Raw genomic sequence first — 21,491 nt, forward strand, 5'->3', positions numbered from 1 at the left:
GGATGTCCTTGGCGGCGGTTGTCGCGATCATAACCTCGATCATTGGCCTACAGGAGTGGATCGCGGCGGTATTGGCCCGGCGATATGCCGTGCACGCGGCGGAAGGCCGCGCCAAACGCCGCGTCGGACAGGTAGCCCAGTGAAGCAGCAATGGTCGCCACAGTGTCCCGGCCATTGCGCAAGCGAAACGCGGCCACGCGCATCCGCCAGCGCGTGGCATATTCGACCGGCGCTACACCCATGCAAGTTTTGAATAACGCGGCGAAACCGGAGCGCGACATGCAGGCAATCTCGGCCATTTGCGTCAGGCGCCAAGGTTTTTCCGGGGCAGCGTGAACGGCGCGCAAGACGCCGGCAATCGCCGGTTCCCGCAGTCCGCCCAGCCAAGACAATTGTTCGGCATCCGCGCTGTTGATGTGATGGCGCAGCGCATGGATGAAGATCAGCCGCAGCAGGTCGTTGCACATCGCCTGCGAGCCGGCCTGGTGTGATGGCCACTCGCGCTCCAGTTCATCCAGCAGCCAACCGAACGACGAGGCACCTGTGGCCTCGGCGCGAATGATCAGCGAGGTCGGCAGCACGTCGAGCAGTTCGGTTGCGCCGGGTCCCGATAGCGACACGCTGCCGCCCAGCAGCTCGACTTCCTCGCCGACGCCAAACGTCGCCGAGACGCCGTCATGGGCAAAAACATCCGCTGCATTCACCGCCTCGACGTCGGCGCCGCTGGCCAGAATGAACGGCGTGCGCGACACCACAAAGCAGTCGCCGGCCCGCAGCAACTGCGCCGGCAAGCCCTGCATGCGCAACCAGCATTCGCCTCGTCGCACCACGTTGAATTTCAGTTCGATGGGTTGAAATCGCAGCGCCCAGACGCCTCCCGCTTGCAAGCGAACCGAGCAGGCTGCTTGCAACTCGGAGAGTGCCAATACGGCAGAAAGCGGATCGCCAGCAGGATTTTGGATGATCACGACAGAAACCTGGATTTATCAGACTGGTTTGTCCCGAGAGCTTAGCCAAGAATGAAGGCCGTCGATAGCTCACTCAGGATTAAGGCTCATGGCTACGCTCCAACAACCTGTGCAATCACCGTTCAACGCCGCGAGCACAGCGGCTGAAGTCATGGCCGGCATCGATCTGCGCGGGCAGCTCGCGGTGGTCACCGGCGGCTATTCCGGCCTGGGTCTGCTGACGGTGAAAAGCCTCGCGGCGGCAGGAGCGCAGGTCATTGTGCCGGCCAGAGATACGGAGCGGGCAGAGGTGGCATTGGCGGGTGTTGACGGTGTCCGCGTGCTGCCCATGGACCTCATGCAGGCTGAATCGGTGGCGGCGTTCAGCCACAGCGTGGTCAGCGCGGGTCAGCGAGTGTCATTACTGATCAACTGCGCCGGAGTCATGGCCGCGCCGTTGCTGCGCGATGCCGATGGCCATGAAAGCCAGTTCGCGACCAATCACTTGGGCCACTATCGCCTGACCTGCGGCCTTTGGCCGGCGCTGGTCAAAGCTGGACAGGCGCGGGTGCTGTCAGTGTCATCGCGCGGGCACCAGATTGCCGGGATCGACTTTGACGACATTGATTTCCTGCAACGGCCGTATGACAAATGGGTCGCGTATGGTCAGTCGAAAACGGCCAATGCCTTGTTCGCCATGGCGCTCGATCGTCGCGGGCGCAGTCATGGCGTTCGTGCGTTCTCATTGCATCCGGGGCAGATTCTGACGGATCTGGCACGGCACTTGAGCACGGCGGAACTCGCCGCATTCGACGCCCTAGATGAACACGGTCGACCACGGTTGGATGCCCACAACGGTCTGAAAACGCTGGAGCAGGGCGCCGCGACGGGATTGTGGTGTGCGACCAGTGCATTGCTTGCGGATTTGGGTGGCGTGTATTGCGAAGACTGCAATGTTGCGCCGATCAATCAACCTGAAGCGGGCCGCAAGGGCGTTGCGCAATGGGCGGCGGATGCTGAGCTGGCTGAGCGACTTTGGGCGGTTTCGGAGCAATGGACGGGGCTCACGGTGGCATAAATCGAGTCAAAGGACAAAAGCCCCTCACCCTAACCCTCTCCCGAAGGCAGAGGGGACTGACCGGGGTGTTTAGTAGAAATTCGCCGACCTGAAATACCGGGTCGAACTCAGTTCTTGAACAGCACCCAAATCGGCTCCCTCTCCCTCGGAGGACTGGGGTGAGGGGCTGCTCGATAGAGTTACTCCCCCAGCCTCGCCCAGAATTCCTCCGCCGACGGACTGATCGGTGCGGTCGGGCGAGTCAGGTGTATTTCCAGTGGTATATCCCAACTTTCATCCAGTGCCCTGACCAGACGCCCGTCAGCCATTTCCTGTTCGGTCAGGCTTTTCGGCAGCCAGGCGACGCCTTTGCTTTCCAGCGCCATCGACATCAGCACTGCCGCCAGATGGCTGCTGAACAGCGGTTTCAAATGCAGATAATCGGCCTTGCCGTGTAGCCTGTGGGCGACGATTCGGCCCAGGCCGGATTCGTGGGTGTAGGCCAGATAGGGCAGGGTTTCAGGCGACGTGCCGAACTGGGCTGAAGCACTCGCCAGCGGCACAAGTACGTCCTCGCCGACCTTCTTGCCAATGAACTGATCAGGCGCCAGTAATGGCGGAACGTCGGGGTGGCGATGGCATAGCAGGAACTGCACCTGGCCATGAATCAGCATCTGTTCGCACACGGCCATGCTGTCGGAATGCAGGCGAACCGCATCGATCGGCGCGCCACTTTCGGCACTGCGCAACCAGCGCGGGAAGAAGGTGAATGACAGCGAGTGAGTGGCAGCGAACTGCAAGGTTTTCGCCGCCATGCCGGCCACTTCCTGAGCCTCGGAGCGCATGCGGTACAGGCGTCTGGCCGCTTCCTGAGCGCTGGGCAAAATCTGCCTGCCGGCCTCGGTCAGCGTCGCGCCCTGCGGAGTGCGCACGAACAATTCCACGCCCATCCAGTTCTCCAGCGAGCGCACTCGGCGACTGAACGCCGGCTGCGTCACATGGCGCGCTTCGGCGGCCCGGACAAAGCTGCCGTATTCGGCCAGCGCTGAAAAATCCTCAAGCCAAACCAGTTCCAAGGGCAATGCCTCCTGTGCATAGGGCGCGGCATTAATAGCATTGGGCGGGTGTCGTCGCAACGCATAACGTTGGCCCACCACAACAAGAGGAACCCGTCATGCGTATCGTCGATATCCGTGAAAAAACCGTCTCCATCGCTTCCCCGATCGCCAATGCCTACATCGACTTTTCGAAGATGACCTGCTCGGTCGTCGCGGTCATTACCGACGTGATTCGCGATGGTAAGCCGGTCATCGGTTACGGTTTCAACTCTAACGGTCGCTACGGTCAGGGCGCGTTGATGCGCGATCGTTTTCTGGCGCGGATCACCGAGGCCGACCCGCAAACCCTGATCGATCACGAGAACAATAACCTCGATCCGTTCGCCATCTGGAAAACCCTGATGACCAACGAAAAACCGGGCGGGCATGGCGAGCGTTCGGTAGCGGTCGGCACCATCGATATGGCGGTGTGGGACGCGGTGGCGAAGATCGAAGGCAAGCCGCTGTATCGCCTGCTCGCCGATCGTTATCGCAACGGCGTCGCCGATGACAAAGTCTGGGTGTATGCGGCGGGTGGCTATTACTACCCGGGCAAGGACCAGACCAAGCTCAAGGCCGAAATGCAGAGCTATCTGGATCGTGGCTATGACGTGGTCAAGATGAAGATTGGCGCGGTGCCGCTGGACGAAGATATCCGCCGCATTGAGGCGGTGCTCGAAGTGGTGGGCGACGGCCAGCGCCTGGCGGTCGATGCCAACGGCCGCTTCGATCTGCAGACCGGTATCGCGTACGCCGAAGCGATCAAGAAGTACAACCTGTTCTGGTACGAAGAAGTCGGCGACCCGCTGGATTATGCGCTCCAGGCCGAGCTGGCCAATCACTACGAACTGCCGATGGCCACTGGGGAAAACCTGTTCTCTCACCAGGACGCCCGCAACCTGTTGCGCCACGGCGGCATGCGCCCTGACCGCGATTACCTGCAATTCGACTGTGCGCTGTCCTACGGTCTCGTCGAGTACATGCGCACTCTGAAAGTGATGGAAGAGCTGGGTTGGTCTTCGCGCCGCGTGGTGCCACATGGCGGTCACCAGATGTCGCTGAACATCGCCGCTGGTCTGCACCTGGGCGGCAACGAATCGTACCCGGACGTGTTCCAGCCCTTCGGCGGGTTTGCCGATGGCATCCGCGTAGAAAACGGCTACGTCGGGCTGCCGGAAATTCCGGGCGTCGGCTTCGAAGCCAAATCTGCGCTCTATGCCGTCATGCGCGAACTGGGCGAGGGCTGATTCGGTTTTATCTGCGGCCTCGATTTCCGAGGCCGCACCTTCAGGCGTCATCCTCGACGCCAAAGCCACATGCCCACCACAACAATAAAATGAGGTGCTTCCGTGGAAACTTCAAAATCACGCTGGTACAGCCAGCTCTATGTGCAAGTGCTGATCGGCATCGTCATCGGCGCTGCCATCGGTTACTTCGTGCCGGACATCGGCGCCAAGCTGCAGCCGTTTGCCGACGGTTTCATCAAACTGATCAAGATGCTCCTGGCGCCGATCATTTTCGGCACGGTGGTGGTCGGTATCGCCAAGATGGGCAGCATCAAGGAGGTCGGACGGATCGGTGTGAAAGCGCTGATCTACTTCGAGATTCTTTCCACCATCGCACTGGTGGTCGGCCTGATCGTAGTCAACGTGGTCAAGCCCGGTGCCGGCATGAACATCAACGCCGGCACCCTCGATGGCAGCGCTGTCAACAAATACAGCCAGGCGGCGAGCGAGCAGGGCGGCCTCGTCGAATTCTTCCTCAATATCATTCCGCACACATTCCTCGGCGCTTTCTCCAATGGCGTCATGCTGCAAGTGATTCTGTTGTCGGTGCTGATGGGCGTCGCCTTGGTGCAAATGGGCGAAACCAGCAAACCGCTGATCAACACCATCGATCTGTTCCTGCAAGGTCTGTTCAAGATCGTGGCGATGGTCATGCGCCTGGCGCCGCTCGGTGCCGGAGCTGGCATGGCGTTCACCATCGGCAAATATGGGATCGGCACGTTGCTGTCGCTGGGGCAGTTGCTGGTCGCGCTGTACATCACCACGCTGATTTTCATCGTCGTTGTATTGGGCGCGGTGGCGCGATGGTCGGGCATGCCGCTGATGCAGTTTCTGCGTTATTTCAAGGATGAAATCCTGATCACCCTGGGCACCTGTTCGACCGAAGCGGTGCTGCCGCGAATGATGGTCAAACTGGAAAAGCTCGGCTGCAAGAAATCCGTGGTCGGCATGGTCCTGCCGACGGGCTACACCTTCAACGCAGACGGCACCTGCATCTACCTGACCATGGCGGCGATCTTCATCGCCCAGGCGACCAACACGCCGCTGACCTTCATGGATCAGATGATTCTGCTTGGCGTGTTCCTGCTGACCTCCAAGGGCTCGGCCGGTGTGGCGGGGGCAGGATTCGTGACCTTGGCGGCCACGCTCACCACCATTCACTCCATACCTCTGGTGGGCCTGGTGTTGCTGTTGGGCATCGACCGCTTCCTCAACGAGGCGCGAGCGGTGACCAACCTGATCGGCAACGGCATCGGCACCATTGCCATTGCCAAATGGGACAACTCCTTCGATGTAGAGGCGTGCGAGCGGGAAATCGCCGCCATGAAGCAGGACAAGGCAGCGCGCAAGTCGCTGCTTGTGCATAAGTGATTCGGGCAACGTGAGCGCTTGATTGGCCTGCCGACGCGTACAGGTTTCAAGTCAGTTCAAAGGTTATGGACTGGGGGCGGGACGATGAGAATTGGCGCACTGACGAAAACCAGTCGGTGCTGGCACGCCACCAATCCCCAGCCATGCCAAAAAACCTGTGGGAGCGAGCTTGCTCGCGAAGGGGCCAGAACGGTCAACACGGATGGCGACCGGCAGAGCGCTTTCGCGAGCAAGCCAGTTTCCACAGTAGGTTGCGCGATTGCTGTCACAACAGTTGGCGATGTTCTTTCGCACCGGACAGTACAAGCAGTGGATTGCAAAACGTTCGCTATGAACCGTCAGGCCGGACCTGAACCCTCTACGTACGTCTGGATGACCTCATCCCAAGGCGGCGTTGCAGGGAACAACTCAAGCAAAAACGCCGTGAACGCTTTGACATTCGGGCTACCGCGACGGCTCTCCGGCCACAACGCGGTAATGGCGAAGCGTTCGACGGTGAACTGTGGCAGCACCGGGACCAGTTCGCCCCGACGAACATACGCCGCCGCTACGTAGTGCGGCGAAATACCGATGCCGCCGCCGGCAGCCAGCACCGCCGCGACCGCATCGCTGGCATCAACGGTGAAGGCCGCGTCGGGTGCCAGTTCCAACTGTCTGTCACCGGCTAGATACGGCCAGCGCAAACTCTGCCCGGTGCTTTGATAGCGGAAATTCACGCACTCATGCTCGGCGAGATCCTCGGCCGTAAGCGGAGTACCCTTGCGCTGCAGATAGTCCGGTGATGCGAACGCACCGATTCGATGCGGGCCCAGCGGGCGAGAAATCAGTCGCGAATCCGCAAGATTGCCAACCCGAACCGCGACGTCGATGCCTTGTTCGATGAGGTCGGCATACTGATCGCCGAGTCGTAGATCGATCGTCACCTTTGGATATTGCTCGCGAAATCTCGGCAGGGCCGGCGCGAGGATATTCAGTCCAATCGGCAACGGCGCGGTGACCTTCAATACGCCCGATGGCTCAGCGCGTGAAGCAACGGCGGCCTGATCGATGTCTTCGACTTCGCGCAGAATCCGCAGCGCCCGTTCGTATAGATCACGGCCCTCCGGGGTGAGTACCAGCGAGCGCGTGGTGCGAGTAAACAGCATCAGGCCGAAATGCTCTTCGAGCCGTTGCACGCTTTTGCTGATGGCCGACGGCGACACCGACAGTGCCCGAGCGGCAGCCGTGTAGCTGCCCAGCGAAGCCGCTCGTGCAAAGGCGATGAGCCCGGTTAAACGATCCAATCCAATTTGTGCCTTCATGGCACTAGTAAAGCGACTTCTGGCCCAATTATCAATGTGGCTTCCAAAACGTAGTCTTTGCCCATCGAACGCCATTCAGGTGTTCCAGACGGAGACTCAGCATGAACATCAGCCAAACCCTGCCTTCCACACTCACCGACAAAACCGTGGTCATTTTCGGCGGCACCTCCGGCATCGGCCTGGCCGCTGCGGTGCAAGCGAAAGCCGCTGGCGCCAAGGTCATCGTCATCGGCTCGAACGCTGCACGTGCCGAGCAGGCCGCCAGCGAGCACGGGCTCGATGGCTGGCGCGCGGCCGACGTGACCGATAGCCAGGCTCTCGATACTGCACTGGCCGATATCCTTCAGGTCGATCACCTCGTTCTGCTCGCCGGCACGTTTGTCGCTGGCACCGTGCGCGCGGCTGATCTCGATTATCTGCACCGCGCGTTCGACGAACGCATCTGGGCATCGATCAATGCGATTCGGGTCCTTGGCGACAGGCTGGCAAAAGACGGCTCGATCACGTTTATCTCCGGTTCTCTCGCTGATCGCCCGAATGCCTACGGCACCGCCGTACTCGCCGCCGCCTCGGCAGCCATGGAAGCACTGGCTCGCGGTCTGGCCCTTGAGTTGGCACCGGTGCGAGTCAACACGCTTTCGCCCGGCCCGATCAACACCCCGATTCTGGGCAAGGCACTGGGCGAGGGGCGGGATGCATTTGTCGCTTCTCTTGAGCAGGTGCTGCCCCTGCATCGCCTCGGCACAGCTGCAGAAGCGGGCGCGGCAGTGGTTTTCCTGATGAGCAACACCTTCATGAACGGCGCCGTGCTCAACATCGACGGCGGCGCACGCCTGGTTTGATCCTGCCCACCTTTTTGAGAGCCTGAACATGACATCGTTATTTGATTCCGTGCGCCTCGGCGCGCTCGATTTGCCCAACCGCATCCTGATGGCACCGATGACCCGCGCGCGCGGCACTCGCGAGCACGTCCCGACCGAGATGATGGTCGAGTATTACCGCCAGCGCGCCAGTGCCGGCCTGATCATTTCCGAAGCGATCGGCATCAGCCAGCAAGGTCTGGGCTGGCCGTATGCGACAGGCATTTGGTCGGCCGAACAGGTCGCCGGCTGGCGCAAGGTCACCGATGCCGTGCATGGCGCTGGCGGCCGGATCATCGCGCAGCTCTGGCACATGGGCCGGGTCGTGCACCCGAGTTTCCTTGGCGGCGGCCAGCCGGTTTCCGCATCGGTCACCACCGCGCCGGGACAGGCGCATACGTACGCCGGCAAGCAGCCGTATACACCGGCGCGTGCGTTGCCGCTGGAAGAAATTCCCGCACTGCTGGAAGACTTTCGTCAGGCCACTCGCAACGCAATCGAGGCGGGTTTCGATGGCGTGCAGATCCACGCCGCCAACGGCTATCTGCTCGACCAGTTCCTGCGCGACAGCGACAATTTTCGCACCGATGCGTACGGCGGCTCGATCAACAACCGTATCCGCTTGCTCAAGGAAGTGACCGAGGCGGTGGCCGAAGTCATCGGCGCCGACCGCACTGGCGTGCGCTTGACTCCAAGCAGCTACGAGCAGGGCATCCGCGACAGCGATCCCGAAGCGCTGTTCATCCGCGCCGCCGAAGTGCTGTCAGCGATTGGCATCGCTCATCTGGAAGTCCGCGAACCACCGCTGGACGGCACCTTCGGCAAGTCCGAACGCCCGCCACTGGCCGGGATGATTCGCGACGTGTTCAAAGGCGTGCTGATCCTCAATTCGGACTACGGTTTCGCCAGGGCACAAGCGCAACTGGATGCCGGGCTCGCCGATGCGATTGCGTTTGGACGGCCGTTTATAGCCAATCCGGATCTGCCGCTGAGATTCGCTCGGCAGTTGCCATTGGCGGAAAGCGAAATGAGCACTTGGTTCAGCCAGGGTTGGGAAGGGTATGGGGATTATCCGGCGGTGGATGGCGTTTGAATGTAGCGTCGGTGCCAGCCGCCGTGGCAGTGGATGCCCTGACGGGCTGGCCAGAACCCGGAAAAGCACGCTTAAGCCAGTCGCAAGAGACGGTTCGCGCTGTTGATATGAAAAGTGAGGCCTGTGATCAGGCCTCATTTGCGTTTTACCAACTCACCTGCAACGTTTCAACGCCGCGCCGTGCGCGTGCTCACATCCACCCAGACCGCCAGCACCAGAATGCTGCCCTTGACGATCATCTGCCAGTAACTGTCGACGTCCAGCATCGACATGCCGTTATCCAGGCTGGTGATCACCAGTGCGCCGAGGAGGGCGCCGTAGACGGTGCCGGAGCCGCCGCGCATGGAGGTGCCGCCGATGAAGCAGGCGGCGATGGCGTCGAGTTCGCCCATGCTGCCGGCGGAGGGTGAGCCGGCGGCGAGGCGTGCGGTGTTGACCACGCCGGCGAGGGCGCACATCACGCCCATGATGCCGAAGATCCACAGCTTGACCGCCTGCACATTGATGCCCGACAGGCGCGTCGCTTCCATGTTGCTGCCGACCGAATAGACCCGGCGGCCGAACACAGTCTGGCTGGTGACGTAGCTGAACACGCCGAGCAGAATCAGCAACAGCAGCACCGGCACGGGAATGCCGTCATAGCTGTTGAGGGTCTGAACAAAACCGGCCAGCACCGCGCCGATCACCAGCACGCGCACAACATCACGCACCAGCGAATGCGCCGCCAGGCCATGCAGGGCGCGGTTGCGTCGTTGTTTCCAGGTCAGGAACACCGTCAGCACAAACAGCAGCACACCCAGGCCGGTGCCGATCGCGTGGGGCAGATAACCCTGGCCGACGTAGACCAGCTCCGGCGATACCGGGGCGATGGTGGTGCCGCCGGTGATCCCCAGCAAAATCCCGCGAAACGCCAACATGCCACCGAGGCCGACAATGAATGAGGGGATGCGCAAGTACGCCGCCATGTAGCCGTTGGCAAGCCCGATGACCAGACCGCACAGGGCGACCAGACTGAGATTCGCCAGCAGCGGAATGTGATAGACCACGTCGAGTATCGCCGCGAGGCCGCCGAGCAGGCCGAGCAATGAGCCCACCGACAAATCGATCTCGCCGCTGATGATCACCAGCACCATGCCGCAGGCGAGGATTCCGGTAATCGACATCTGCCGCAGCAGGTTGGAAAGATTGCGCGGGGTGAGGAAACCGCCTTCGGTCTGCCAGCTGAAGAACAGCCAGATCAGCACCACGGCAAATACCAGCGCGAGCATCTTGTAGCGGGTGAACAGTTGTTTGACCTGATTCATTTACGCGGTTTTCCGATCATTATTGTTATGGCTGCCCGGCTGGCTGAGGGCGGCGGCGAGTACCTGTTCCTGGGTCAGCTCATGGTTGACGAAATCGCCGCGCAACTGGCCTTCGCCGATCACCAGCACGCGGTCGGAGACGCCGAGCACTTCGGCCAGTTCCGACGAAACCATGATGATCGACACGCCTTCGGCGGCCAGCGCGCCCATCAATTTGTAGATCTCGTACTTGGCGCCGACGTCCACGCCTCGGGTCGGCTCGTCGAGAATCAGCACGCGCGGTTTCGCCAGGAGCATCTTGGCCAGTACGGCTTTCTGCTGATTGCCGCCTGACAGGCTGGTGATCGGCAGGGACGGACTTGCGGTTTTCAGATGCAGACGGGAGATTTCCCGGTCGATGCAGCCCAGTTCGGCTTCGGCATCGATGCGGGTCATTTTCGAATAACTCTCGAGCACGGCGAGGGTGATGTTCTGGCCGACGCCGAGATCGGGAATGATGCCCTGGCGCTTGCGATCTTCAGGCACCAGGCACAGGCCGGCGCGGATCGCTTTGAGCGGCGTGCGCGTGTCGATCGGTCGGCCGTCCAGCCAGACTTCGCCTTCATGGCGTCCGGGGTAGGCGCCGAACAGTGCGGTGACCAGTTCGGTGCGGCCGGCTCCGACCAGCCCGGCAATGCCGAGAATCTCGCCGCGCTTGAGGCTGAAGGAAATGTCGTCGACCCGTTTGCGCTTGGGGTTGTCGACGTCGTAGCAAGTGATGTGGCGCGCCTCGAAAATCACCTCGCCAATCTCGTGCGGCTCGCTGGGGTAGAGGTTGCTCATTTCGCGGCCGACCATCTGCGTGATGATCTGTGGAATATCCATGTCAGCCATGGCGGTGGTGGCGATGTGTTTGCCGTCGCGGATCACCGAAATGGTGTCGCACACGGCGGCGACTTCATCGAGTTTGTGCGAGATGTAGACGCAGGCGACGCCCTTGGCTTTGAGGTCGCGGATGATGTCCAGCAGCACTTCGATTTCCGAGCGGCTCAGGGCCGAGGAGGGCTCGTCGAGGATCAGCAGACGCGCCTGTTTGTTCAGGGCCTTGGCGATTTCCACCAGTTGCTGGTAGCCGCCGCCGTACTGCGAAACCGGCAGCGAAACATTCATGTCCGGCACCTTCAATTCACGCATCAAGGCTTCGGCGCGGTGAATCATCGCCGGGTAGTTCATGCGTCCGCCGGGCAGCGTCAGCTCATGGCCCATGAAGATGTTTTCGGCGACCGACAGGTCGGGAACCAACGTCAGTTCCTGATGGATGATGACGATGCCGGCGGCTTCGGTTTCGCTGATCGATTGCGCCCTGAGCGGTTGCCCGTCCCAGAGGATTTCACCGTCCCAGGTGCCATGGGGATAGACCGCCGAGAGGATCTTCATCAGCGTCGACTTGCCGGCACCATTCTCGCCGCACAGGCCCACGCATTCACCGGGCCGGACCTTGATGTCGATGCCGTTGAGCGCTTTGACACCGCCGAAGGTTTTGACGATGCCGTTCATTTGCAGCAGATAGTCGGACATGGAAAAGGCTCGTATACCAGGGACTCAAACACCACTGAACCTGTGTGGGAGCGAGCCTGCTCGCGAAGGGGCCTTTTCAGCCAGAGCTGTACTGACTGACACTCCGCTTTCGCGAGCAGGCTCGCTCCCACAGGTCTGATCAAGATTTACGACCGGATCACTGCCCGGCAATCTGCGCCTTGGTGTAGAAACCATCCTGTTCGAGCAAGTCGATGTTGTCCTTGGTCAACGGCGTTGGCGTGAGCAGGATGGTGTCGACTTTCTTGCTGCCGTTGTCGTACTGCGAGGTGTAGGCCGGTTTTTCGTTGCGTGCCAGTTGCACCGAGAGCTTGGCCGCTTCGGAGGCGATGAGTTTCAGCGGTTTGTACACGGTCATGGTTTGCGTGCCGGCGATTACGCGTTTGACCGCTGCGAGGTCGGCGTCCTGGCCGGAAATCGGCACCTTGCCGGCCAGCTGCTGCGCGGCCAGTGCCTGGATGGCGCCGCCAGCGGTGGCGTCGTTGGAGGCGACAATGCCGTCGATTTTGTTGTTGTTACGGGTCAGGGCGTTTTCGACGATGCTCAGCGCTTCGGTCGGGTTCCATTCCTTGACCCACTGCTGGCCGACGATCTTGATATCGCCCTTGTCGATGGCCGGTTGCAGCACTTTCATCTGGCCTTCACGGAGGATCTTGGCGTTGTTGTCGGTGGGCGCGCCACCCAGCAAGAAGTAATTGCCCTTGGGCGCCGCTTTCAGCACGCCGCCGGCCTGCATCTCGCCGACCTTTTCGTTATCGAAGGAGATATAGGCGTCGACATCGGCGTTGAGAATCAGCCGGTCATAAGACACCACTTTGATCCCGGCTTTCTTCGCTTCGGCCACCGCATTGGTCAGCACTGTCGCGTTGAATGGCACGATGACGATCACATCGACGCCGCGAGAGATGAGGTTTTCGATCTGGGAAATCTGCTTCTGCTCGTTGGCGTCGGCCGATTGCACGAAGACTTTGGCGTCCATTTTTTCCGCCGCCGCGACGAAGTAATCGCGGTCGCGCGACCAGCGTTCCAGACGCAGATCGTCAATGGAGAAACCGATTTTCGGGTGGGTGGCGTCGGCCATTACCGGCAGGGCCAACAACGCCAGGGCACTGGCCAACAGCGTACGTTTCAAGTTCTTCATGGTGGTGCGTCCTTTTATTTTTGTTGGAAAGACACGGCCTGACGATGAATCGGGCTGGTAGAACTGTAGAGAATCTGCCGACGCAGCAGGCACAGAATTGTCGTGCAATTGTCACAGCGTCGTTGCGTCGGCAGACGGTCTCGGCGATCAGCGATAGAGATAGCGGTTGACGATGTTTTCGAGCATTTCCTGACGGCCACTGACGGCTTGCGGGTTCAGCTCGTTGCTGAACGCGTGCTCGGCCAGTGACTCGAGATTGAAGTCGCCCGCCATCACCGCTTGCCCGAACGGCTGACGCCAGCCGGCGTAGCGTTGATCCTTGAGCACTTGCAATTGATCGTTCTCAACCATCGCGGCGGCGCGTTCCAGCGACAGGGCAAGAACATCCATGGCGCCGACGTGACCGTGGAAAAGGTCGATCTCGTCGAGGCTCTGCCGGCGCACCTTGGAGTCGAAGTTGAAACCGCCATTCTTGAAACCGCCGGCCTTGAGGATTTCATAGGTCGCCAGGGTCATTTCTTCGACGCTGTTGGGGAACTGGTCGGTGTCCCAGCCGTTCTGCGGATCGCCACGGTTGGCGTCGATGCTGCCGAAGATCCCCAGCGAGGCAGCCGTGGCGATTTCGTGATGAAAGCTGTGGCCGGCCAGGGTCGCGTGGTTGGCCTCGATGTTGACCTTGATTTCTTTCTCCAGGCCGTACTGCTGGAGAAAGCCGAATACCGTAGCGCTGTCGTAATCGTACTGGTGCTTGGTCGGCTCCTGCGGCTTGGGCTCGATCAGCAGGTCGCCGGTGAAACCGATCTTGTGCTTGTGCTCGACCACCATGCGCATGAAACGCCCGAGTTGTTCGCGCTCGCGTTTCAGGTCGGTATTGAGCAGGGTTTCGTAGCCTTCACGGCCACCCCACAACACGTAGTTGGAACCTTTGAGCCGATGGGTGGCGTTCATCGCGCTGAACACTTGCGCGGCGGCGCAGGCGAACACTTCCGGATCGGGATTGCTCGCAGCGCCGGCGGCGAAACGCGGATTGCTGAAGCAGTTGGCGGTGCCCCAGAGCAGCTTAATGCCGCTTTGTTCCTGGTGCTGTTCGAGGCGATCGACCATTTGTGCGAAGTGTTCGCGGTACTCCTTCAGCGAGTTGCCTTCGGGGGCGACGTCCGTGTCGTGAAAGCAGTAGTAATCGATGCCCAGTTTGCTGAAGAACTCGAATGCGGCTTGAGCCTTGCCGATAGCCAGTTCCATCGGTTCGCCACTGCGTTGCCACGGGCGTTTGAAGGTGCCGGCACCGAACACGTCGGAGCCCGGCCAGACAAAGGTGTGCCAGTAGCAGGCGGCCATGCGCAGGTGCTCACGCATGGGTTTGCCGAGGATCAGCTTGTCGGCATCGTAGTGACGAAAAGCGAGGGGCGAATCACTGTTCGGGCCTTCGTAGCGAACCGGCTCGATATTGGGGAAATACTGCATGGACCTTGTCCTTGTTGTTCTTGGCGGTGTCTCGATACTAGCAACGCCCCCGTGCCCGCTGATTATGAAAAGCCTCAACTGCGAGTGCGATTTTGCGTATTGAGCTTCAGCGCGCGCAGGCCTAGTCTGTGTCCATCGTCGCCGTGACATGGCGGCCCGGAACAGCCTAAAAACAATGAAAAGCCTACCGCCCGTGCACCGCATCGCCCTGTTGTTCAACGGCAGCAAGATCTACGACCGTGGAATCATCAGCGGCATCGGCAACTACCTGAGCAGCACCCGCGCTTCCTGGGACCTGTTTCTGGAAGAGGACTTTCTCTGCCGCTTGAAAGGCATCGAGCGCTGGCAGGGTGACGGGATCATTGCCGACTTCGATGATCCGCTGATTGGCGAGGCGCTGGCCGACATTCATTTGCCGGTGGTGGCGGTGGGCGGTTCCTACGAGGATGCACGCGCTTATCCAAAAGCGATTCCCTACGTTGCCACTGACAACAACGCATTGATCACCCTGGCTTACTCGCATCTGGTCGAGGCGGGGTTGCAGCGCTTTGCCTGTTTCAGCCTGCCGGAAGCGCAGGCCAATCGCTGGGCGCAGGAGCGGGAAAAAGCCTTTCGCAAACTGATGCAGCGCGACGGCCTGCACGCCGAGATCTATCGCGGCATGGGCACCAGCGCGCCGCTGTGGGACAGCGCCGTCGAGCAACTGATCGCCTGGCTGCACAGCCTGCCCAAACCGATCGGCATTATCGCCGTCAGCGACGCCCGTGCCCGGCAGTTGCTGCAAGCCTGCCTGACCGCCGGCATCGCCGTGCCGGAGCAGGTCGCGCTGATCGGCATCGACAACGACCCGCTGACCCGCAGCCTGACGCGTGTACCGCTGAGTTCGGTGATTCAGGGCACCGAAACCATGGGCCGCACCGCCGCGCAATTGCTGCACCAGATGCTCCACGGCATGCCGTCCACCGGCACGCAGATTCTGATTCCGCCTGATGCGGTCAATGTGCAGGTATCGAGCTTGCATCAACCGCTGGGCAATCCCTACGTCATGCAAGCGCTGCTGTTCATCCGCCAATATGCCTGCCAAGGCATCAAGACCGCGCAAGTGGCGGCCTATGTCGGCGTGTCGCGCTCATCGCTGGAAGCGCATTTCCGCGCTGAGCGCGGTTGCAGCGTGCATGATGAGATTCTGCGTTTCAAACTGGCGGCGGCTACCAGCGGTTTGAAGAACACCGATGCGGCGATTGCCGATATTGCCCAGGCCTGCGGCTTCAAGTCTGCGCAATATCTGCACACGGTGTTCCGTCGCGAGTTCGGCTGCACGCCCCGCGAGTATCAGCAGGGCGGCGCATAGCGCTGCGAAGACTTACGCCAGCGCAGCGGCACTGGCTCTGGAGCGCCAGGCGAACGTCAGCACCATCAGCAGGCCCAGACCAGCCATCGCCGCGCCGGCCAGGGAAATCGCCGGATAACCCAGCCCGGCATTGATCACCGCGCCACCCAGCGCCGCGCCGATCGCGTTGCCGAAATTGAAGGCACCGATGTTCACCGCCGAAGCCAGATTCGGCGCGTCCTTGGCCGCTTCCATCACGCGCATTTGCAGCGGTGGCACCAGGGCGAAACTGGCGATACCCCAGATCAGAATGGCCACGGCGGCCGGCAGCGGCCAGCGCATCAGCACCGTGAACGCCAGCAACACCACAATCAATGCGCTCAGTGACACGATCAGGGTGCGGTCAATCGAACGGTCGGCAGCCTTGCCACCCCACATGTTGCCCAGCGTCAAACCGATTCCGAACAACACCAGCATGGCGGTGATGAACGCGGCGGAGGCGTGGGTCTCGCTGCTGAGGATCGGCGCGATGTAGGTGAATACGGTGAACATCGCACTTGAGCCGACCACGGTCAGGGCCAGCGCGGCCAACACCGGACCTCTGCCCAATACCCGTATTTCTGCCAGCGCACCCGCGCCTTGCTCTGCTTTCAGATTGGGCAGGGCGAACCACAAGGCGATCATGGTCAGCACACCGAGGCCGGTAATGCCCCAGAACGCCGTGCGCCAGCCAAACAGCTCACCAAACCACGCTGCCAGCGGCACACCGCCGATAGTCGCCAACGTCAGGCCCATGAACATTGCCGCCACGGCGCCGGCACGTTTTTCCGGCGCGACCACGCTGGCGGCGACCACAGAGCCCACTCCGAAGAATGCGCCGTGATTGAGCGAGGTGATCACTCGGGCGACCATCAGGCTGGAGTAATCGGTGGCCAGCGCCGACATCAGGTTACCCAGGGTGAAAATCGCCATCAGCCCGATCAGCAGATAGCGCCGGGGGATCTTGCCGGTGGTCAGGGTCATCAGCGGCGCGCCGAGCAGCACGCCCAAGGCGTAGGCACTGACCAGCAACCCCGCAGCGGGAATGGAAACGCCGAGATCGGCGGCAATGCCGGGCAACATGCCCATCGGCGCGAACTCGGTGACGCCGATGCCAAAGGCGCCGACAGCGAGTGCAACAAGTGGTGGATTGATACGCATGGAAAGTCTCCTCATCTATGCCGCCAATGCTACGATCCATGGTTTTCCGGCGGTAGATGGCGATTTTGGCAATCACCTTTGCGTAAGAGGCACGAATGGACTTCAACGGCAGGTCAGGGGAAATGAGCGTGTTCGTCACCGTGGCGCAGGAGGGCAGCCTCTCAGCAGCTGCGCGTGCGCTGGGGCTGACGCCTTCGGCGGTCAGTCGGATCATCGCCCGCGCTGAACAGCGACTCGGCACTCGTCTGTTGCTGCGCACCACCCGCGCACTCACTTTTACCGCCGAGGGCGAGGCCTTCCTGCGCGGTGCCCGGCGGATTCTCGCCGACATGGACGAAGTGGAAGGGGCCATCACCGATCAAGGCGTACCCAAGGGCCGCTTGCGTGTCAGTGCCGCCCTTGGCCATGGAAGGCTGACCATTGTGCCGCTGGTCGCAGCCTTCACCGCCCGTTACCCGAACATCGTGGTCGACCTCAGCCTCGGCGACGAAGTGGTCGACATCCTCGCCGGCCAGGCGGATGTCGCCATACGCTTCGGCCATCTGCCCGACAGCCCGTTGACCGCACGCCGGCTCGGCCACACCGGCCAGGTGGTCGTGGCATCGCCCGACTATCTGGAACGTCATGGCACGCCTCAGCAACCCGAAGACCTGCTCAAGCACAACTGCCTGCGCTTCAACTTCCGCCGCGCCGAAGCCAACTGGCCGTTTATCCGCGACGGCAAGGAGTTCTCGCTGAAAGTCAGCGGCAACATCGAATGTAGCAGCGGCGAAGCACTGGCCCAGTTCGCCAGACTCGGCGCCGGAATTGCGCGGATTGGCGAGTTCACCGTCAGGGAAGACTTGCAGCGCGGCGCGCTGATCCCGCTGCTGCAAGCGTTTAACCCGGGCGATGAGGAACCGATTCATGCGGTGTTCGTGGGCGGCGCGGCGATGCCGGTGCGGGTGCGCTTGTTTGTGGATTTTTTGCTGGAGCAGCATCGGATGTAGACGTGCTGTGCGGATTCTGCGGGTCGTCCATGACCCGCAGACTGGCGGCTAAATGGTCGGGATGGTGCCGCCGTCGATCACAAATTCACTCCCGGTGATCGACGCTGCTCGCGGCGATGCCAGGAACCCGATCAGCTCAGCCACTTCAACTGGCGTCGACGGGCGGCCGAGCGGGATACCGCCCAGGGCCTGCATGATGATGTCCTTGCCACCTTGATAGTCAGTGCCTGCCTCCTGCGCGAGTCGCTCGGCGAATGCCACCGACGCTTCGGTTTCAACCCAGCCCGGCGATACCCGCACGACGCGAACCCCCTTGGGTGACACTTCTTTCGACAGGCTTTTGCTGTAGGTCGACAGCGCAGCCTTGGCCGCCGCGTACGCCGTCGTTGATTCCGGCAGTGGCAGCCGACTCTGGATGGATGTGACATGGATCACCACGCCATTACGACGCTCGAGCATGCCCGGGAGCAGGGCGCGATCAAGGCGCACCGCTGGCAGCAGATTCAGGTTGAGCTCGCGTTGCCACTGCTCCTCGTCCAGCGCTGCAAAACCACCACCGGGGGCCGACGAGCCACCCAGGACATGGATCACTATGTCGACGCCGCCCAGTTGCTGTTGGACCGCAGCGATGAGTGCGTCACAACCTTCCCGTGTCGAAAGATCAGCCGCGACCAGCAGTGCGCCCGGCATTTCGACCTCCACTTGCCGAGCCGAGGTGATGACCTTTGCGTCCTCGGCCAGGAACCACTCGACCACTGCTTTGCCGATTCCCTTGGTACCGCCGGTGACGAGGACCCGCTTGCCAGTCAATCCTGAATTCAGCATGGCGAGATCTCCAGCGCGAGGAATTGATGGATTGCGTCGGAGATTTTTTTCTCGTCGGTGACCGTGAGATACGTTTGCACGACGTTGGAAAGTTGAAGGTTCATTGCCTGACTCCTGATTGATGGTCTGGAGTCATCTTGCTGCGCTGCAGATAGTTTGTTCAACTGGGACAAACCTTAATGACCTATCCCGAAAATGAGGACAATCCATGGCCCAGGATCGCTTAGCCCTTAATGAACTGGATGCCGTTATAGCGGTGGCACGCAGGGGGTCGTTCCGCCAGGCTGCCATTGATCTCGACGTTTCGACCACCGCGCTGAGCAACACCATTGCGCAACTGGAAGCGCGCCTCGAATCGCGCCTGTTCAACCGCACCACCCGCAGTGTTGCCATCACCGAAGCGGGCAGGGTGTTTCTCGAGCAAGTGGGGCCAGCCTTGCAGGACTTGCGCGCGGCACTGGATGCAGTGCGATCGCAGAATGCCGGACCCTCGGGAACGCTGCGCATCAACGCATTCGCCAGCGCTGCGCGTTCGGCGCTGCTGCCACTGGTGATCGAGTTTTTGCAGCAGCATCCGAAAGTCCACATTCACCTTGTGACCGAAGGGCGCCTGGTGGATATCGTGGCTGACGGCTTCGATTTCGGCGTGCGCTCGGCAGGCCTGGTGCCCAACGATGTGATTGTGGTGCCAGTCGGGCCGCCGCAACGTTACGCGGTGGTCGGTTCGCCGGGGTATTTTGCACAACACGGCAAACCGCGCTCGCCGTCCGATCTGCCCGGGCATCGATGCATCCGCGTACGACTGCCGAACGGGGCGATTTTCCCTTGGTATTTCGAGCGCGACGGCGAAGTCATTCGTCTGGATGTGAACGGGCCGCTGACCCTGGATGAATCGAGCGTGGTCAAGGTGGCGGTGCAGGCGGATATGGGGCTGGGCTTTTTCATGGAGCAGGACGTTCGTGACGAAATCCGCAGCGGCGAGTTCGTGCAGGTACTCAAGGACTGGACCCCGCCCCGAGACAGGTTGTGCCTGTACTACCCGAACCGCCGCAATCCCTCTGCGGCCGCCAGGGCATTCATCGAACTGGCTCGCGCCAGGCAGGCTGATCAGGCTTGACCCGGCGCAGGGCTCAGGCGATCAAGCCCAGTGTCAGCCCCTTCAGAGTGGCGGCTGCACGGGTCGAGCATTGCAATTTGCGAAAGATGCTTTCCATGTGCGTGCGTACCGTGCTCGGACTGATATCCAACAGTTGCGCGACTTGTTTGTTGCTGGCGCCACGGCTGATCTCCAGAAGAATGCGGCACTCACGGGCTGTCAGCAGCGAAGGCTTGGGTTGCCGCAGGCGGCGCTCGCCACTGGCGGCGGCAATGACCGCTTCGCAGACATCGTTGTCGAACAGACCACGGCCAGCATCCTGTTTGAGTAGCGTGGCTGCTGCGGCTTCGTCGTGGGCTGTTCGCCATGGCCGGGCTTGCCTCAACGCTACCCAGGCGACCGAGGTGGCGAACAGCCGATGTTCGGCATTCAGTGCATCACCCGCCACGCCGCGAAAATAGCCGCTGCCATCGAGCCGTTCATAAGCATGGGTGGCTATCTCGGCGGGCGCGGCCAGTTCAGGTACCGGTCGGAGCGCCTGTTGCGTCCAGTAAGGCACCAGCCGCACTCGCTCTGCCGCCCCATAGGGCAGCGGCCCTGGGCTATTCCATAGGTGATTGGAAACGGCTGCGCGGCCGAGACCGTAAATCAGCGCGGACTTGCCAATGTTTGCCAAAGTCGGCTCACTCAGCCCCCACAGGCGTGCCGCTTCCACGGCAACATGCGCGACCTGACGCGAATGCCCGGCCAGCCATGGCAGCTTCAAGTCAATGACGTCTCCGACCAAAGTCAGCGAGACACGACGCTGCTCAGGCGCGGGTTCAACTTTTGTGCAAAGCGTTTCCAGATCCGCCAGCCAGGCCTTGGCATTAGCCACCAGCAACGACACCAGCGACGCTGGATAGCGCCGATCCGACTGCTCGTTGATCCAGCGCAACGCCGCGTCCAGGCCGTGAGCGCGAGTGAGAATATCCAGATCACCGGCCATGACCACCTGATAGGCCACCTCCGGGATATGTTCATGCGCCACGCCGAGCGGTCGGCCAGTGCCGTCGTAGGTTTCGAACACCCGACACAGGCCCGCTTCGACGGCCGTTCCGAGCTGGAGGGTTTTGGCGATTGCACCGGACACTTCACAGTGCACCACGGCCAGCGGGGTTGCCTGATGCACCGCGTTCATCTGCTCATTGCCCAGGGTCAGATCGAGCATTGCGCGGCGACCATCGACGTCGTCACCCAGCAGGTCGGCAAAGCCTTCGGCGTTGGCCGTGCACCCAGACCAGCGCAGCAAGGCAATCTGCTCTGCAACCTGCAGATGCTCACCGGCGCCGTGGCATGCCTGCGCGAGCATCCGCGCCAAAGCGGCAACGCGCCGGGAGTGACCGAGCGGTTGCCCCATGCTGAGGTCACCGACCTGGGCGATGGTTGCCAGTGCGCCGTCCAGTGAGATGTCCAGTTGCAAGCCACTATCCATGAAAAATGCCCCGGGGTCGGATAATTGACCGATGCCCACATCGCAGGCCGGCCAGCACACTCTGAACTCCCGAACAGGAGC

18 protein-coding genes are annotated in these 21,491 nt (G+C 61.4%); 8 read left to right on the plus strand and 10 right to left on the minus strand.

What is annotated here, in order from left to right:
* Positions 1-47: 47 nt before the first annotated feature.
* Positions 48-968, minus strand: coding sequence for an AraC family transcriptional regulator (locus tag AC0Z5Z_RS16320; protein WP_236169193.1), 921 nt, complete (start codon positions 966-968; stop codon positions 48-50).
* Positions 969-1,056: 88 nt separating this feature from the next.
* On the opposite strand from AC0Z5Z_RS16320, the gene AC0Z5Z_RS16325 reads away from it, so the two are divergent.
* Positions 1,057-2,025: an oxidoreductase gene (locus AC0Z5Z_RS16325; RefSeq protein WP_485611323.1), complete on the plus strand. Its 969-nt coding sequence runs from the start codon at positions 1,057-1,059 to the stop codon at positions 2,023-2,025.
* A 179-nt stretch (positions 2,026-2,204) separates the two neighbouring features.
* Here AC0Z5Z_RS16325 and AC0Z5Z_RS16330 read toward each other — a convergent pair whose 3' ends face one another.
* Positions 2,205-3,080, minus strand: coding sequence for a LysR family transcriptional regulator (locus tag AC0Z5Z_RS16330; protein ID WP_485611324.1), 876 nt, complete (start codon positions 3,078-3,080; stop codon positions 2,205-2,207).
* 98 nt (positions 3,081-3,178) lie between these two features.
* Between AC0Z5Z_RS16330 and AC0Z5Z_RS16335 the strand changes: the two genes are divergently transcribed.
* Both AC0Z5Z_RS16335 and dctA read left to right on the plus strand, forming a co-directional pair.
* Positions 3,179-4,348, plus strand: coding sequence for a mandelate racemase/muconate lactonizing enzyme family protein (locus AC0Z5Z_RS16335; protein ID WP_150635637.1), 1,170 nt, complete (start codon positions 3,179-3,181; stop codon positions 4,346-4,348).
* A gap of 102 nt (positions 4,349-4,450) precedes the next feature.
* The gene (gene dctA, locus AC0Z5Z_RS16340) at positions 4,451-5,758 is read left to right on the plus strand and encodes a C4-dicarboxylate transporter DctA (protein ID WP_423661696.1); all 1,308 of its coding nucleotides are present in this window, start codon (positions 4,451-4,453) and stop codon (positions 5,756-5,758) included.
* Positions 5,759-6,096: 338 nt separating this feature from the next.
* Here dctA and AC0Z5Z_RS16345 read toward each other — a convergent pair whose 3' ends face one another.
* A complete protein-coding gene (locus AC0Z5Z_RS16345) occupies positions 6,097-7,134 on the minus strand; it encodes a LysR family transcriptional regulator (protein WP_236708157.1) in 1,038 nt (345 codons plus the stop codon).
* 26 nt (positions 7,135-7,160) lie between these two features.
* Between AC0Z5Z_RS16345 and AC0Z5Z_RS16350 the strand changes: the two genes are divergently transcribed.
* Positions 7,161-7,901, plus strand: a complete 741-nt coding sequence (locus tag AC0Z5Z_RS16350; protein ID WP_056784894.1) for an SDR family oxidoreductase — start codon at positions 7,161-7,163, stop codon at positions 7,899-7,901.
* Positions 7,902-7,929: 28 nt separating this feature from the next.
* A complete protein-coding gene (locus tag AC0Z5Z_RS16355; protein ID WP_150635635.1) occupies positions 7,930-9,012 on the plus strand; it encodes an alkene reductase in 1,083 nt (360 codons plus the stop codon).
* Positions 9,013-9,179: 167 nt separating this feature from the next.
* On the opposite strand, the gene AC0Z5Z_RS16360 is transcribed toward AC0Z5Z_RS16355, so the two are convergent.
* From AC0Z5Z_RS16360 to xylA, 4 genes are all read right to left on the minus strand, one after another.
* Positions 9,180-10,316: a sugar ABC transporter permease gene (locus AC0Z5Z_RS16360; protein ID WP_076563313.1), complete on the minus strand. Its 1,137-nt coding sequence runs from the start codon at positions 10,314-10,316 to the stop codon at positions 9,180-9,182.
* Entirely contained in the window at positions 10,317-11,873 is a 1,557-nt protein-coding gene (gene xylG / locus AC0Z5Z_RS16365; protein ID WP_110599153.1) for a D-xylose ABC transporter ATP-binding protein, read from the minus strand.
* Positions 11,874-12,030: 157 nt separating this feature from the next.
* Positions 12,031-13,032 (minus strand): D-xylose ABC transporter substrate-binding protein, encoded by a 1,002-nt coding sequence (gene xylF / locus AC0Z5Z_RS16370; RefSeq protein WP_016774327.1) that lies wholly within the window; start codon positions 13,030-13,032, stop codon positions 12,031-12,033.
* Between the two features lie 147 nt (positions 13,033-13,179).
* Positions 13,180-14,496, minus strand: a complete 1,317-nt coding sequence (gene xylA / locus AC0Z5Z_RS16375) for a xylose isomerase (RefSeq protein WP_071171939.1) — start codon at positions 14,494-14,496, stop codon at positions 13,180-13,182.
* 175 nt (positions 14,497-14,671) lie between these two features.
* On the opposite strand from xylA, the gene AC0Z5Z_RS16380 reads away from it, so the two are divergent.
* Positions 14,672-15,847 carry a XylR family transcriptional regulator gene (locus AC0Z5Z_RS16380; RefSeq protein ID WP_016774329.1) on the plus strand — a complete coding sequence of 392 codons (1,176 nt, stop codon included), beginning with the start codon at positions 14,672-14,674 and terminating at the stop codon, positions 15,845-15,847.
* 12 nt (positions 15,848-15,859) lie between these two features.
* On the opposite strand, the gene AC0Z5Z_RS16385 is transcribed toward AC0Z5Z_RS16380, so the two are convergent.
* Positions 15,860-17,026: an MFS transporter gene (locus AC0Z5Z_RS16385; protein ID WP_041480537.1), complete on the minus strand. Its 1,167-nt coding sequence runs from the start codon at positions 17,024-17,026 to the stop codon at positions 15,860-15,862.
* Positions 17,027-17,121: 95 nt separating this feature from the next.
* Here AC0Z5Z_RS16385 and AC0Z5Z_RS16390 point away from each other — a divergent pair, with 95 nt between their 5' ends.
* On the plus strand, positions 17,122-18,015 hold the full coding sequence (locus AC0Z5Z_RS16390; protein WP_150635633.1) for a LysR family transcriptional regulator: 894 nt from the start codon (positions 17,122-17,124) through the stop codon (positions 18,013-18,015).
* A 48-nt stretch (positions 18,016-18,063) separates the two neighbouring features.
* On the opposite strand, the gene AC0Z5Z_RS16395 is transcribed toward AC0Z5Z_RS16390, so the two are convergent.
* Entirely contained in the window at positions 18,064-18,840 is a 777-nt protein-coding gene (locus AC0Z5Z_RS16395; RefSeq protein WP_485611325.1) for an SDR family oxidoreductase, read from the minus strand.
* A gap of 208 nt (positions 18,841-19,048) precedes the next feature.
* Between AC0Z5Z_RS16395 and AC0Z5Z_RS16400 the strand changes: the two genes are divergently transcribed.
* On the plus strand, positions 19,049-19,957 hold the full coding sequence (locus AC0Z5Z_RS16400) for a LysR family transcriptional regulator (protein ID WP_485611326.1): 909 nt from the start codon (positions 19,049-19,051) through the stop codon (positions 19,955-19,957).
* 13 nt (positions 19,958-19,970) lie between these two features.
* On the opposite strand, the gene AC0Z5Z_RS16405 is transcribed toward AC0Z5Z_RS16400, so the two are convergent.
* A complete protein-coding gene (locus tag AC0Z5Z_RS16405; RefSeq protein WP_485611327.1) occupies positions 19,971-21,410 on the minus strand; it encodes an HD domain-containing phosphohydrolase in 1,440 nt (479 codons plus the stop codon).
* Positions 21,411-21,491 lie beyond the last annotated feature (81 nt).

It is taken from the genome of Pseudomonas sp. 1L-E-NC-VB-C3, assembly GCF_057291535.1.